The following is a 14,399-nucleotide window of genomic DNA, read 5'->3' on the forward strand; positions in this document are numbered from 1 at the left end:
CGGCCCCATGGACAACAGCAGGTCAGACGACCTGTGGTGTCTTCAGAGGGAAGGCGGCCCATGAAGCTGGGCCGATGAAGCGCTCTTCAGAAATCCAAGAGCGATAACAGTACTGTCCATGTTGTTCTCCCTAACCGTTGAGCCGGGTACAACCTGTGGCGCCCTCTTAAGCGCCTCACCCACGTCGGCTTTCACACTTGCCTTTACTTAAGTTCCGCCCAAATACAGTGTCAATGGAATGTCGTATTTTCCAAAATTAAATAATGCTTTAGTTATCTTACTGATACATAACGCTTTTATTTTTTTGTTGTCTTTATTTTAAGACCAAGGTCGAGCCCGCTTAGATATTTCAAAATATTTCATAGCCCATTTGCACGCTCAACACTCACTCGTTTTCGCAAACGTCCGGCTGAGTAAAAGACGATGAAACCGCTATTTTTATCGGGCATCGAGTAGGGAGCGGGATTACTCCCGCCGCCCTCTCACACCACCGTACGTGCGGTTCCGCATACGGCGGTTCATGGGTGACGCTGGAGGTGCCGCTGGGTATCCAGCAGCGAGATCAAGCCCAAGGCGTCGAAGAAGCGTTTCGGGAAGGCCGCATTCATGTGTGATGCACCCGAATTCCACCACGGACCTTGTCCGTTTCGGGCCGAGCGCCAGGCACGATCTTCCGTCAGGCGCTGTCGACGCAGCATTGTGGTTCGGCCTTGACGGTGCTTTGCTTGCCGCCAGAGCAGGCAGCGCAGTCTTCGTCTCAGCCAACCGTCCAGATTCTCCAGTGCATTCTTGGTCTGCGTGTACTGGAAGTAGCCGATCCACCCTCGAAGCACCGGATTCAGTGTCTCGATGGTATGAGTCAGGCTTCTTCCCCGTCCTTGACGTAACAACTCCTTCACGCGGGCCATTAGCCTTTGCAGGCTTTGCGGTGCGATACGCAGCCGAGCCTGGTGATGGGCCGTCAGGCTATATCCCAAGAACTTGCGCGTTGACGGCTTGGCGCAGGCACTTTTCGCTTCGTTGATTTGCAGCTTCAGGCGCTCCGCAAGGAACCCCTTCATCTGCTTCAACAGTTGCTCGCCTGCCGCCTTGCTTCGCACGTAGATGTTGCAGTCGTCCGCGTAGCGGCAGAACGCATGGCCACGTCGCTCAAGTTCGCGATCCCAATCGGTGAGCAGGATATTCGACAGCAGCGGCGAGAGCGGTCCACCTTGCGGTGTACCCTCTCGGCGTTGTGCGACCAGCCCGTCACGCATCAAGCCCGCTTCCAGATATCGCCGGATCAGCTTGAGCACTCGCGCATCCGTCACCCGCCGGGCGAGCCGTGACATCAGGATGTCGTGGTTCACCCGGTCGAAGAATTTCTCCAAATCGATGTCCACCACCCAGCGGCGGCCTTCTTGCACATACTGCTGTGCCGCTAGTACTGCCTGCTGGGCGCTGCGCCCCGGCCGGAAGCCGTAGCTGGAGTCGGAGAAACCCGGCTCGAAGATCGGTTGGAGGGTCTGGAGCAGCGCTTGCTGGATCAGGCGGTCCAGTACCGTCGGGATGCCCAGTGTGCGTACCCCGCCCGCAGGCTTGGGTATGTCCATTGCGCGTATCGCCTGCGGCATGTATTGCCCATTTATTAGCGCTGCTTTAACGCTTGGCCAGTGCACTTTCAGCCAGCCGGCGAACCGCTCGACCGGGAGTCCATCGACTCCCATTGCCGACGACCTTTCGATACGCCAGCCACAGGTTGTCTCGATCAACCACCGCCTCCATCAGCGATGGCTCCCCCGCTTTCGTTTGCTCGGTAGCCGCCGTGCCCGCCTCAACGCCATGCACACCGCCCCCGGAGTTCCGCTCCGGCTCTGACGTTATGGCTGCGTTTTCGCGCACTTGTGTCTCATCGGCTGCATCGAGTCTCTACCGTCCTAATCGCGGTCACTCATGTTCGGCCCTTCGGTCAAATCGCACCTACTATGGCTTCTGCTGACTTCTGTACGGCCATCCTCACGCCTCGCGACGCCAGTAGCACAATGGCAGCCATACAGATCTCCCCGGGTATGACGCACCCACCTTCACGCTTATGCCTGTCGGATATAGGCCGCATCGTTCTGTGCAAGTACCGGGCTTTGGCCTTTTTTGCTGCCTTACCCCGATGCGTCGCCTCGTATCCGCTTCCTGTTCGTCAGGCCAGCGCTTTGCCTCGGGCTTCCTTCGGATTCGCAGTCACCCGCGGCACCCTTGCCTCTGGCTAACACTTCCCCTTGCCGGGTGTGTAGAGGACTTTCACCTCCGAGTGAGTGCGCCCTGCCGGGCGCACAAAAAAAAAGGTGTGTGGCAACCGCCACACACCTTTATTGTTTTCAGCTCAGCGTCGTTGAAACGTAAGCGATCCACAGACCCCGCCATCAAAACAGCCGGCTGCCCGCGCCACTACCTGCGCCATATCCTCAAGCGCCTACCGCTGGCCACCTCCGTCACCGACTGCAGCCCTGGAATTGCTCCGCCGCGCTTTAAACCAAACGCCTGGCCAGGGAAAGGGGGGTATGGAGCGATTTCACTTAGCCGCCCTCCCCTTTGACAAACTTGCCAACGATCAGAGGTCAATCCGGCGCTGCAGATGTATCCAGTCGACAATCTCCCCTTCCGGGGCATAGCCGCTGACCGTCTCCCGCAGCAACTGACGCACTTTAGCGTAGTCGTCCTGCTCTACGGCCTCGAGCAATGCTGCCAACACCGTCTTGAGAGACTCCCAGGGTAGATGCTCCTCATTGGCCCGCATGATCATAGGGTGATCAGTCGGGCTGACGTTATCGCCGATAAGCAACTCCTCATACAGCTTCTCGCCAGGGCGCAAGCCTGAGAACTCGATGGCGATATCCCCGTGAGGATTCTTCTCCGAACGCACACTGAGGCCGGAAAGATGAATCATCTTTTCCGCCAGTTCGAGAATCTTCACCGGTTGGGCCATATCCAACACGAACACATCTCCCCCCTGCCCCATCGAGCCGGCTTGGATCACCAGCTGAGCGGCCTCGGGAATGGTCATGAAGTAACGGGTGATATTGGGATGCGTGACCGTCACCGGCCCGCCACGACGAATTTGCGCATAAAACCGTGGGATCACCGATCCCGAGGAGCCCAGCACATTCCCGAAACGCACCATGGTGAAACGGGTCTTGTTGACCTGATGGACTACATCCTTGTCTGCAAACAGCACCGGAACCGATTCCCGGCTCAACGCTTGCAAAACCATTTCAGCCAGACGCTTGGTACTGCCCATCACGTTGGTCGGCCTTACCGCTTTGTCGGTGGAAATCAGCACGAAATTCTCAACGCCTGCCCTCACCGCAGCCTGAGCGATGTTCAGCGAACCTATAACGTTGTTCAGTACCCCCTCGGCAATGTTGTGCTCCACCATCGGTACATGCTTGTATGCGGCCGCATGGTAGACGGTGCCCACCTGCCAGGTCCGCATAATGTCCAGCAGCCGCTCTGAATTGCGGATCGAGCCCAGGATTGGCACCAGCCGTAGCGGCAAGGACTCACGCTCGATCCTTTGCTCAAGCTCGGCATGAATGCTGTACAGATTGAATTCGCTGTGTTCGAACAGCAGCAGCGTTGTCGGTTCACTCGCCATGATCTGGCGGCACAACTCAGAACCGATCGAGCCTCCAGCACCAGTCACCATAACCGTCTGACCACGAATGCAACGCTCGAATAACTCCTGTTGCGGCGGAACCGCATCACGCCCGAGTAAGTCGGCGATATCCACTTCCTGGATATCATCGACCTTCACCCGCCCACTGGCCAGATCCATAAAGCCCGGCACACTGCGTACATGCAGCGGAAACTGCTCAAGGAACTCTAACGCCTCGCGTCGGCGCCCGCGGGAGGCCGAGGGAATTGCCAGCAATATCTCCTGCGCCCCCGTTTCCTCGATCATCTGCTGGATATGCTTGGGCTTGAAGACCCGCAGTCCGGCAATTACCCGATTGGCAATGCCGCTGTCATCATCGATGAAAGCCACCGGGCGCATCGCGCGCCCCATACGCAAGGCCCCCACCAGTTGGTTACCGGCAGCCCCAGCTCCATAGATCGCCACCTTAGGCAAACCGTCATCACGCTTCATAAACGGCATCGGTTGGCTGGCTGAAAACCAATCGCCCATAAAATACTGGCGCATTCCCAGACGTAACCCGCCGACCATCACCAGACTCAACCACCAGTAGTTGAACACCGTTGAGCGCGGTACAACCTTTGGAGCATCGCGGTACCAATACACCGCAAGGGCAAGGAACAAGGCAGACAGGGTGACAGCCTTGGCGATAGCGAGCAGCGCATCGTTACCGAAGTAGCGCATCACCGCCCGGTACATACCGAACCTCACGAACAGCGGGATAGCGATCAGCGGGGCGGCCACAAACAGCCAGAGGTGCCCTCCCCACGGTTGAATCAGGTTGTCGGTGCCCAGGCGCACCACAAACGCCCCCCACAAAGCGACCCATACCAGCGCCACATCCGCGGTCACCTGCAACAAGCGCTTGTAACGACGCGGCAGTTGCAACAACCATTCGCGCAACTTTTCAGCATTCCTTAACACAAGAGCATCCTCGAAATCTTTAACAAGCCAATAAGCAGATCAGCCACAATGCAGTTAATCATCAGCGCCAAACACCACCCAACCACGCACGGAGTCAACACTGGGTAAACGGCGTCCCTCTACAAGGATTCCACTCTACTCACTGTTAGCATTCATAACGCCCAGCAACGAACTCAACCGTCCCACTCTCGCCAGGAGAGGGATCAGGGGGTGAGGGTCGGCCCTACTCCCGTTCCCCAGCCTTGAACCTTACTGCCACCCACACCAATGGTAGGTAAGCCACCAGCAATCCCAAGGCACCATCCACTCCACCTAGCCCGACCCAAAGCGCAATCGGCAGCAGCCAGAAAAGGTTCAGCGCCGCCACCGCCAGCGTCACCGGCAAGTGTTTGCCAAATTGGCGCGATGCGTACTGGTAAGCATGGCTGCGGTGCGCCTCGTACACCCTATCGCCCCGCAGCAGCCTGCGAAGCAGCGTCCAGGTGGCATCGACGATGAACACCCCTAGCAGGATCAACCAACTCCACAGCAACTGTGGCGCCACCCAGGCCGCTTGCAGCGAGAGCACGCCCAGCGCAATACCGAGGAAGCCACTACCGGCATCACCCATGAAGATGCGCGCTGGCGGGAAGTTCCAGAACAGGAAGCCCGCCACCGCCACCGCCAGCGACAAGGGCACCAGTGCGGTAGCCCCCTCGCCTAGCAACAGATAGAGCAACGCGCCGCCCAAGCACACGCAGATCGCCTCGGCACTGGCGATACCATCAATGCCATCCATAAAGTTATACAGATTGAGCAGCCAGACCAGGTAAAACGCCGCCAGCGCATAACCCAGCCAGCCCAGTTCCAAGTCAAAGCCGAAGATCACCAGCGGCGGCAAACCACCCAACCAGCCCAGTGCCCAACCAGCGCCGATGAAATGCGCCAACAACCGCCAGCGCACAGCGACATGACCATGGTCATCGAGAAGTCCCACCACGGCGATCCAGGCACCCGCCCCCAGCAACGCCCACATCACCGGCCATGCCAACACGCCGACTGACGCCAATAGAGGCAGCGCCACCAGAAAGCTGAGCACAATCGCCACCCCGCCGCCCCGCGGCGTGGGCACCGAGTGCGAACTGCGGGCGTTGGGAATATCAATCAAGTTGCGCGCCAATGCGTATCGGCGTAATGCACCGGTCAGCAAAAGCGAAACGCCGGCCACCACCCCGAACAACCACCAAATTGTCATCAACGGTCAACTTCCTGAAACAGCCAAAACAAAAGCTCGCACCGAGGGCATCCGCAACCCTGTAGGAGCGGCGCCCTCGCCGCGATGCGGGCCACTGGCCCGCCAAAAAACCCTAAACACACACAACCAAAGCTCGCGCCGAGGCGACGCTCTTACAGAAGCGGCGCCCCCGCCGCGATGCGGGCGGGCCCGCCAGAAAACCACAAACAATACACAAGCACTCGCTACAACCAAACTGCATCCCAATGCGAATAAAGCCCTGCACGTGGAACCAAACCCGCTCTGATGGGGTTGGCAACCACATAACGCGCCACCGCCTGCAAATGTTCTTCCTGGCGCAGAGCGCGATCATGAAAACCGGCCTGCCAAATCGAACGACCAATCCGCCGTGCAGACAACGACTTCACCCGCCCGACAAGAACAGACAGGGAGTCGTTGCCCCCCAGTTGCAACAACCAATGCAGGTGATCGGGCATCACTACATAAGCTAATGTCACGTGACTACCCCGCCCTGCCTCATCCCGTAAAACCCGGATCAGTGATCGCGCCGCCGCAAAGCCGCTGAAAACCCGTTCACGATTACGCGTGACAGTGGTTACCAGATAAATATGCCCCGGTGAGGACCAGCGCCCCTTGCATAGCGCGGAAGCAAATCCTTTGCCTTCCGCCATTTCAGAACTCCCTTCCAAAAATCTAAAGCTCGCGCCGAGGGCGCCGCTCCTACATCAGCAGCACCAGCACAGCGCAGCCTAGCCCTCCACCACAACCCCTGTAGGAGCGGCGCCCCCGCCGCGATGCGGGCCACAGGCCCGCCAAAAACCCTCAAGCCAACGCAACAGCCAAAGCCAAAGCTCGCACCGAGGGCAGAGCGCCTACAACAGATACTGTGCGCACCGCTGCACCGGTTTACAGCAAACCTGTAAGAAAAACGGATGTTCGGGATCAGTAGTGATAGCGGCACTGCACGACTTGTAATGCGTCACCATCAACCGCATAGACCAGGCGGTGCTCCTCGCTGATTCGCCGCGACCAGAAGCCACTTAGGTTGTGTTTGAGCGGCTCAGGTTTGCCAATGCCGTCGAACGGGCTGCGCTGAGCATCCCTGATCAGCAGGTTGATTCGCTTGAGCCCGGCCTTATCGTTCTGTTGAAACCAGAGATAGTCGTCCCACGCCTCGGGCGTGAAGAGGATGTTCACGACGATCATTCTTCGTCGATGAGTTGACGTGCTTCTGCTTTACCTGCACGCAGGCTGTTGACCGACTTGATCAGGCGTTCCGCGTTAGCCGGCGAGCGGAGCAGATAAGCGGTCTCCTCGAGAGCGTTGTAGTCGGCCAGGGACATCATGACGACAGGCTCACCTTTCTGCCGTGTCACCAGCAGAGGCGTTCTATCGTTGTTCACGCGATCCATGGTTTCGGCTAGGTGCTGCCGTGCAGTGGTGTAGTTGATGGCTTGCATCCTGGGCTCCTCATAAGCTGCCGCTTACTGTACATAAATGAGTACATTAACTCAATGAAATGTATTTATTGTTTGGGCCCGCCAGAAACCACAAACAGCGCAAAGGCTCGCGCCGAGGGCGGCGCCCCTACAACAGTAGAGCTACTCACCGAAGCCTCAGCACGCGCATCCCCTGTAGGAGCGGCGCCCCCGCCGTGATGCGGGCCACAGGCACACGCCGGAAACGACAAAATCAGCAAATCAGCCACCCCGGCCAGCGCCTACCCACCCGACGTATTGGCAAACGCAACCAGCTCCGCTGGCATCCCGAACAAACTAAGCCTTGAACTCAAGCGTTTGTGATTCGCCGCCGGCAATCAGGTCTCGTATTTTCGGATACGCATGACCATGTTCTGCGACACCACATCATTGCGTGCGATGATCCAAAAAATGCTTTGCCGTTTTGCGCAGGGCTGCATCAATGCTGACCGGCGGCGCCCAACCCAATAACTCACGTGTCTTGCTAATATCGACCTGCAGCGAGCCGCACAACCGCTGGGAAAGAGCTTTCTTCCCTAGCATCGCCGCCCCCGCTTCCAGCACCCAACTCGGCACCGGCAACAGACGGGCTGGTTTGCCCAAAGCAGCACCCATTCTGCGCAACAACTCGGATGTAGAAAGATCCTCACCATCGCTGACCAGGAAGGTCTGATTCGCCGCTGCGGGGTGATCAATGCAGGTCACGATCAGATCAACAAAATTGTCCAAGGCCACCAGGCTACGTCGGTTATGAATTGCGCCAAAAGGCAAAGGCACGCCCTTGTGCAGCCAGCGCATCATGCTCAAGAAATTGGCTTTCACACCCGGCCCATAGACCAGCGTCGGCCGGATAATCACAACCTCCATCCCGGTTTCCGCAGCCAGCGCCCGCAATCCCTGTTCGGCCTCCGTCTTGGAAATTCCGTAAGGGTCGGCTGGAGCCGGCTGTGCATCTGCGATATAGGGGACATTCAACGGCGTGGACTCGCCATTGACCTTGATTGAGCTGATGAAAATGAAACGGCGTACACCCGCCTGCGCTGCCTGCCGAGCCAGATTGAGCGTGCCCTCGACGTTGACCTTACGGAACTCCGCTAGGGGGTCAGCCGACTTGTCATCCATCACATGCACGCGGGCAGCACTGTGGATGACTACATGGGCACCCTGCAAAGCAGTGCTCCAATCGGTCGCACCATCAATTGCAGAAATCTGCGTCACTGAAGTTGACTGCGGCAAACCTGTCAACGAACCGCGTATTGCCACAATCAACTCGTTTGCGTTGCTCACTGATAGCCGCTCATGCACTGCGCGACCGACAAAGCCAGACACTCCGGTCAAAAGAATCCTGTTCATTTTTTTTCGTTCCTTCTCAGGCTGGCTTTCCGGAAAAGCATTTCGAGGCGATCGAAGAGACTCGCTTTGGAAAAATGTTCAAGGTAGAACTGCTTGCCTGCACATCCCATGGCATCACGCTGCACTGGCGTCAACGCCACCATCGAGCGCACGATACCCACCAAGGCAGCAGCATCGCCTGAGCTACAGGCCATGCCAGCCCCTGACTCGAGGATAACCCGCGCAGCTTCGCCATCAATCATGGCAATCACTGGTTTACCGGAGGCCAGATAGGCTTGCACTTTTCCAGGTATGGTTTTCTCGAATACCTCGTTAGTCTTCAAGGAAACCAGCAAGGCATTGGCTGTCGCAAATAACGGGGGCATCTTCTCTAGAGGGTGTCGCCCCAACAACAACACATTGGTCAGACCACGCGCAGCAACCTGCTCGTGCAACCAGGCACTGACCCGGCCATCCCCCACGATGGCCCAACGCACTGGCAACTCAGCCTTTATCGTTTCTGCCGCCTCGAGAATTGCAGGAAAATCCTGGGCCTCACCGAGATTACCGGCAAATACGATGGTAAAGACTGAGTCATCACGTACCAGAACATCCGATGGACCTTCTATGTCCCCAGAAAAGTCATCCTCTGCCCAACTGGGAAAATATACCAGGCGCTCCGGCGCAATATACTTCGTGCAGTACATCCTGACGTTGTCGCCAAAAGACTTCGACTGTAGAAGCAGATAGTCAGTGCGGTTGTAGATCCAGGAAACAAGCTTCCCGACGAGCGCCAGGACCCTCTTGTTTTTGACAATTTCAACCGCGCTCAAAGTCTCCGGCCAGAGATCGAGGATCCATACAAATACGGGAGTCCTTTTCAGCCTGCCAATAACTAGGGCAGGTATAGCCGCCATTATCGGGGAAACCGCATAGACAAAGATCGAGTCGAACTCTTGTCGACGAAGTTTGTACGCCCCAAGTACCGAAGCACTGGTAAAGAAAGAAAGGTAGTTGAGCGCCAAAGTTATGCTGCGGCGGCCACGGGGCAGTATGGGGACGCGCACAACCCGAGCTCCGAAATAGCTGGAAAACTGCTCAGGGTCTTTCTGATAGGCAGCAAACACCTGGCCTTCGGGATAGTTGGGAAGACCGGTGAGCACAGTAACTTCATGGCCCTTGGCGACAAAACCTTCAACCATGTTGTTAATGCGCATGTTCTCCGGCCAGAAATACTGGGTGACGACCAGAATCCTCAATGGTTTATCCGTCATACTGTGTGCCCAATCAGTACCTTTTCCAAACTGTTCGCATCACGTAATCACGATAGCTGTGGATGATCCGCACCACCTTCTCCGCCACGTTAGGCATGCAGCTGATCCACCCTTCGTATCCCGGTTGCCGACTCGAGTCGTAGGCTGGGTAGAACGGAGTGAAACCCAGCTGGGTTTTGCTGAGGCTCTACCCAGCCTACGTACTGCCCTGGAACTGCTCCGCGCGCTTTAAACCAGACGTCTTGCCATGCCAAGGGTGGAGTTTATGGAGCGCTTACGGTGCACTAAGAGGCAAAACGAGCAGCTCCGGTGGTCATCAGCAATACCCAGCAAGGCGATCACGCCTCCAGAGCCGATTGGGGCCCATGCAAGATCAGGTGCAACCAGATCGTTGAGGCAAAGGCACAGAACAACGGCAATGAGGCTGATGGCTATGGCAAAGCCACCACCACGTAGGGGTGGGCGGAAGATGGGAGCTGCGATCATTGGACACGTCCATCAATCGATGAAACAAGGCATTACGGCACAACACACCGCTGATGAAAGAACTCAAACCTGCAGCCAACAACAGACAAAAAACAAGAAAACTCTCCATCCAGGCCTCTTGGATAAAAGTAGATCAAAGCGCTGCTCGCTTGATACGCTCAGGAAACAGAAAGTGTTGCCTCTTGCATAACCTCAGCCAGCACCGAACAAGTCTTGTCGATCTCGGCGGAAGTCAGGGTCGGGTGCACGAGGAGCATCAGGCTGCTCTCGCCCAGCTCCCTAGCCACCGGCAAACGCTCAGCAGGACGCCAGCCGGTGTTGTCGAAAGCCTTCTCCAGATACACCTCCGAGCAGGAGCCGGAATAGCACGGCACGCCACGGGCGACAATCTCGTCAAGGATGCGGTCACGGTTCCAGTCCGCCTTGAGCTGCTGCGGCTCGACAAATACGTAGCACTTATAGGCCGCATGCAGGCTACCCTCAGGCATGGCCGGTACGCGCAAACCACGCAACTGGCGAGCGCAGCCCCAGATGCGCTCAGCATTAGCCAGGCGCCGGGCATGCCAGTCAGCCATGCGGCGCAACTGGATGCGGCCGATCACCGCCTGTACTTCCAGCATTCGCCAGTTGGTGCCGAAACTCTCATGCAACCAGCGAAAGCCCGGCGCATGCTCCCGCTCGTACACCGCCTCCCAGCTTTTGCCGTGATCCTTGAACGACCACATCTTCGACCACAGTTCACGGTCGTTGGTGGTGACCATCCCACCCTCACCGCCGGTGGTCATGATTTTGTCCTGGCAGAACGACCAGGCACCGACATGGCCGATGGAACCGACCGCACGTCCCTTGTATTGCGCACCGTGGGCCTGGGCGCAGTCTTCGATGACGAACAGGCCCCGCTCTTCCGCCAACGCCATGATCGGATCCATATCGCACGGCCAGCCTGCCAGATGCACGCAGATCACCGCACGGGTGCGCGGCGTCAGCACTGCACGGACAGTTTCGGCGGTGATGTTCTGCGAATCGCAATCCACCTCTGCAAACACCGGCACTGCGCCAGCATTGACGATGCTTGACACCGAAGCGAGGAAGGTACGCGGCGTCACCACCACCTCATCGCCCGCACCAATCCCCAAAACTTTCAATGCCACATCCAGGGCCACAGTGCCATTGGTCAGCGCAATGGCGTACCCGGTACCGGCCCATGCAGCAAATTCCTTTTCAAATTCGCGACATTCCTGCCCGGTCCAGTAGTTGACCTTGTTAGACAGAATCACATCACGAACGGCATCGGCCTCTTCCTCTGTGATGGAAGGCCAGGGGGAAAACGGAGTATTCAGCACAGCAACCACCTGAAGGGATTGAACAAGGAAACAGCAGCAAGGCAACCTCTTGCTGCGATTACGGGCCGCAGGCCCACCAGAGAAATCAGCGCACAACAACCCGTGCCGGCACCCCGGCCACGGTCACATCATCCGGCACATCAGCCACCACAGCTGCAGCAGCACCCACCATTACCCGCGCACCAATGCGGATCAGCTGACGCACACTGGCACCAATCCCGATCCAGCTCAGCTCGCCCACCTGCACTCCGCCAGCCAGCCGCGCGCCGGGGCTGACATGCACGGCATCGCCCAGCACGCAATCGTGATCAATGCTGCAGCCGGTATTGAGAATCGCACCTAGCCCGATCCGGGCATCGGCATTCACCACAGCACCGGCGAACACCACCGAACCGACACCAATGGCCGCATACCGGCTGACACTGGCAGCCGGATGCACCAATGTCACCATCTGCACGCCTGTCGCCTGCAACTCAAGCAGCTTGGCATGGCGAATACGGTTGTTGCCAATCGCCACCACCACACCGTCAAACTCATGCAACCGGTCAAGCAGCACCGCTGTGTCACCAACAACGGGCCAGGCACCATTGCCCTGCAAAACCGGCCAGGCATCATCGAAAAACTCGACGTTCAGCCAATCACAACACTCGGCGGTATCGGCCACCACCTTGCCATGTCCGCTGGCGCCGAGAATGGCAAGACGATTCAAGACTTACTCCCCCTGAACTTGCCCATGGTCACCTCCCCTTCAGCGCTGATGCCATCACGCACCAGCACCTTCTTCACCGTCAGGAAAATGATCTTAAGATCCAGCCATAACGACTGGTTGTCCACATACCACACATCCAACTTGAACTTTTCCTCCCAGCTCAGGGTATTGCGGCCGTTGATCTGCGCCCAGCCGGTGACGCCGGGGCGCGCCTCATGGCGGCGATATTGCCCAGAGTTGTACAACGGCAGGTATTCCATCAGCAACGGGCGCGGGCCGACCAAACTCATATCACCCTTGAACACATTCCACAGTTCAGGCAGCTCATCCAGACTGCTGGAACGCAAAAAACTGCCAAACGATGTCATACGTTCGACATCCGGCAGCGGATTGCCGTTGCCATCCATCGCATCGCGCATGGTGCGAAACTTGATCATCTCGAACGGTTTGCCGTTCAAACCGGGGCGCAGCTGACGGAACAGCACCGGCGAACCGAGCTTGCGGCGGATCTGCCAAGCCACCACAAGAATCACAGGAGAAAGCAAAAGCAGGCCCCAGGCGGAAGCGACAATATCGAAAAGGCGTTTAAGCATCAGCTGTCCTTGAAAAATTTTGACTGCCCCGACAGTGCCTACATGAATATGGGGGCGCCAAAACCATAAATATGGGTTTTGGGGCCGTTAACAACCTGATACGGCCCAGCTGAGAGACATCTACGTACCTCTTGTGCGCTCCGCGAGCCGATTGAAAATCGCTCCAAAACGCCCAACCCCTACGCTCTGGGATAATTTGTCGCGATAGAAGCGTCGACTGTTTTCGGCCATGGCATTGCGCTCATCCACACTGGCCCGCATGAGAGCGAGTGCTGCTTCTGCCAATGAAGCAGGGTTCTCCGATTCAGCGACCTGGCCACATCCACTTTCCAGCACCAGATCCGCAGCATCCCCATCCACAGCCATCAAGATTGGCTTACCAACAGCCATATAAGCTTGAGTCTTGGATGGAATAGTGATGGTAAATAATGGATCTTTTTTAAGATGCACTAGCAGAGCATCGGCAGCGTCAAGGTAACTGCCAACTTCCGTCATCGGGACTGGTGGCAGGAAAGTTACATTACGCAGCGCCTTTTCTGCAGTCAGCTGTTGCAAGTGCGCCACCTCGACACCACCACCGAGGAATACAAAGACCAAGTCGGGAGCCCGCTCCTGTAACAGCTCGGCGGCATCCAGTACTGCATCCAGAGCCTGGGCCTTGCCCATGTTCCCGGCGAACAGGACGCGGAACTTGTCATTGCCCGGAAAGCTCACCGGCACACTCCCTAGCGGCGTGGCAAGCGAGTCTTCGGCACACCAGTTGTAAATCACCTCAATCTTGCCTTCAGGTACACCACGCTCGATCAACAAGCGCTTGAACCCCGGAGACAGCACCACCAGCTGATTGGCGCGCCGATATACCCAGTCACAGACCGCAGATACAACTTTCAACGCCTTCTCGTTGGAGAGCATGCCGGTTGCACGCAGGGTATCCGGCCACATGTCCTGAATGTCATATACCACCGGCACACGGCGGAACAGTCGGATCAGCGCCGCGGTGATGCCTACCGTCAGCGGAGGATGGTAGGCATAGATCACATCGGGGCGTTTGGCACCAAACAGCCCATAGCACAGCGACGCAGCAGCAAAGCTGACGTAGTTGAGCACACGCCCAACAGCACCCTGGTCATGGCTTGGATACAGCGGAACCCGCGTTACCTGAACGCCATCGATCTGCTCCCGTTGCAATAGCCGAAGCTTGTAGCCCGGATAAAGTTTGCCGCCTGGATAGTTGGGAAAACCGGTGACAACCTCAACCTCAAAGCCCTGTCTGACTAGCTCGCGGGCAAATACCTGCCCCTTGAAGGTAGGCTCGGGGTCAAACCATTGGGTCAATAGGAGAACACGGGTAGCCATGCT

The 14,399-nt window shown here is 57.4% G+C and carries 12 protein-coding genes; all 12 read right to left on the minus strand.

Going from position 1 to position 14,399, the window contains the following annotated elements; translation table 11 throughout:
* Positions 1 to 518: 518 nt before the first annotated feature.
* Complete coding sequence (gene ltrA, locus D3879_RS25845) at positions 519 to 1,751, minus strand: group II intron reverse transcriptase/maturase (protein WP_238474328.1); 1,233 nt, start codon at positions 1,749 to 1,751, stop codon at positions 519 to 521.
* Positions 1,752 to 2,584: 833 nt separating this feature from the next.
* Positions 2,585 to 4,591, minus strand: coding sequence for a polysaccharide biosynthesis protein (locus tag D3879_RS25855; protein ID WP_119957002.1), 2,007 nt, complete (start codon positions 4,589 to 4,591; stop codon positions 2,585 to 2,587).
* Between the two features lie 223 nt (positions 4,592 to 4,814).
* On the minus strand, positions 4,815 to 5,825 hold the full coding sequence (locus tag D3879_RS25860; RefSeq protein ID WP_119957003.1) for an MraY family glycosyltransferase: 1,011 nt from the start codon (positions 5,823 to 5,825) through the stop codon (positions 4,815 to 4,817).
* Between the two features lie 224 nt (positions 5,826 to 6,049).
* A complete protein-coding gene (locus D3879_RS25865) occupies positions 6,050 to 6,496 on the minus strand; it encodes an REP-associated tyrosine transposase (protein WP_119957004.1) in 447 nt (148 codons plus the stop codon).
* Between the two features lie 271 nt (positions 6,497 to 6,767).
* Positions 6,768 to 7,022, minus strand: a complete 255-nt coding sequence (locus D3879_RS25870; protein WP_177412496.1) for a Txe/YoeB family addiction module toxin — start codon at positions 7,020 to 7,022, stop codon at positions 6,768 to 6,770.
* A 5-nt stretch (positions 7,023 to 7,027) separates the two neighbouring features.
* A complete protein-coding gene (locus tag D3879_RS25875; protein ID WP_119957005.1) occupies positions 7,028 to 7,285 on the minus strand; it encodes a type II toxin-antitoxin system prevent-host-death family antitoxin in 258 nt (85 codons plus the stop codon).
* A 405-nt stretch (positions 7,286 to 7,690) separates the two neighbouring features.
* Positions 7,691 to 8,656, minus strand: coding sequence for a UDP-glucose 4-epimerase family protein (locus D3879_RS25880; protein ID WP_119957006.1), 966 nt, complete (start codon positions 8,654 to 8,656; stop codon positions 7,691 to 7,693).
* Positions 8,653 to 9,909, minus strand: a complete 1,257-nt coding sequence (locus D3879_RS25885; RefSeq protein ID WP_119957007.1) for a glycosyltransferase family 4 protein — start codon at positions 9,907 to 9,909, stop codon at positions 8,653 to 8,655. The genes D3879_RS25880 and D3879_RS25885 overlap by 4 nt, the downstream gene beginning before the upstream one ends.
* A 644-nt stretch (positions 9,910 to 10,553) precedes the next feature.
* Entirely contained in the window at positions 10,554 to 11,738 is a 1,185-nt protein-coding gene (locus tag D3879_RS25890) for a DegT/DnrJ/EryC1/StrS family aminotransferase (RefSeq protein WP_119957008.1), read from the minus strand.
* A gap of 85 nt (positions 11,739 to 11,823) precedes the next feature.
* Positions 11,824 to 12,447, minus strand: coding sequence for an acetyltransferase (locus D3879_RS25895; RefSeq protein ID WP_119957009.1), 624 nt, complete (start codon positions 12,445 to 12,447; stop codon positions 11,824 to 11,826).
* Positions 12,444 to 13,040 (minus strand): sugar transferase, encoded by a 597-nt coding sequence (locus D3879_RS25900; protein WP_119957010.1) that lies wholly within the window; start codon positions 13,038 to 13,040, stop codon positions 12,444 to 12,446. The genes D3879_RS25895 and D3879_RS25900 overlap by 4 nt, the downstream gene beginning before the upstream one ends.
* Before the next feature lie 120 nt (positions 13,041 to 13,160).
* Positions 13,161 to 14,396 (minus strand): glycosyltransferase family 4 protein, encoded by a 1,236-nt coding sequence (locus D3879_RS25905; protein ID WP_119957097.1) that lies wholly within the window; start codon positions 14,394 to 14,396, stop codon positions 13,161 to 13,163.
* Positions 14,397 to 14,399 lie beyond the last annotated feature (3 nt).

It is taken from the genome of Pseudomonas cavernicola (assembly GCF_003596405.1).
Classification (GTDB): domain Bacteria; phylum Pseudomonadota; class Gammaproteobacteria; order Pseudomonadales; family Pseudomonadaceae; genus Aquipseudomonas; species Aquipseudomonas cavernicola.

Coding starts and splice junctions, on each gene's coding strand:
- D3879_RS25905 (WP_119957097.1), bottom strand. CDS start 14,396: ATGGCTACCCGTGTTCTCCTATTGACCCAATGGTTTGACCCCGAGCCT.
- D3879_RS25880 (WP_119957006.1), bottom strand. CDS start 8,656: ATGAACAGGATTCTTTTGACCGGAGTGTCTGGCTTTGTCGGTCGCGCA.
- D3879_RS25865 (WP_119957004.1), bottom strand. CDS start 6,496: ATGGCGGAAGGCAAAGGATTTGCTTCCGCGCTATGCAAGGGGCGCTGG.
- D3879_RS25860 (WP_119957003.1), bottom strand. CDS start 5,825: ATGACAATTTGGTGGTTGTTCGGGGTGGTGGCCGGCGTTTCGCTTTTG.
- D3879_RS25900 (WP_119957010.1), bottom strand. CDS start 13,040: ATGCTTAAACGCCTTTTCGATATTGTCGCTTCCGCCTGGGGCCTGCTT.
- D3879_RS25885 (WP_119957007.1), bottom strand. CDS start 9,909: ATGACGGATAAACCATTGAGGATTCTGGTCGTCACCCAGTATTTCTGG.
- D3879_RS25875 (WP_119957005.1), bottom strand. CDS start 7,285: ATGCAAGCCATCAACTACACCACTGCACGGCAGCACCTAGCCGAAACC.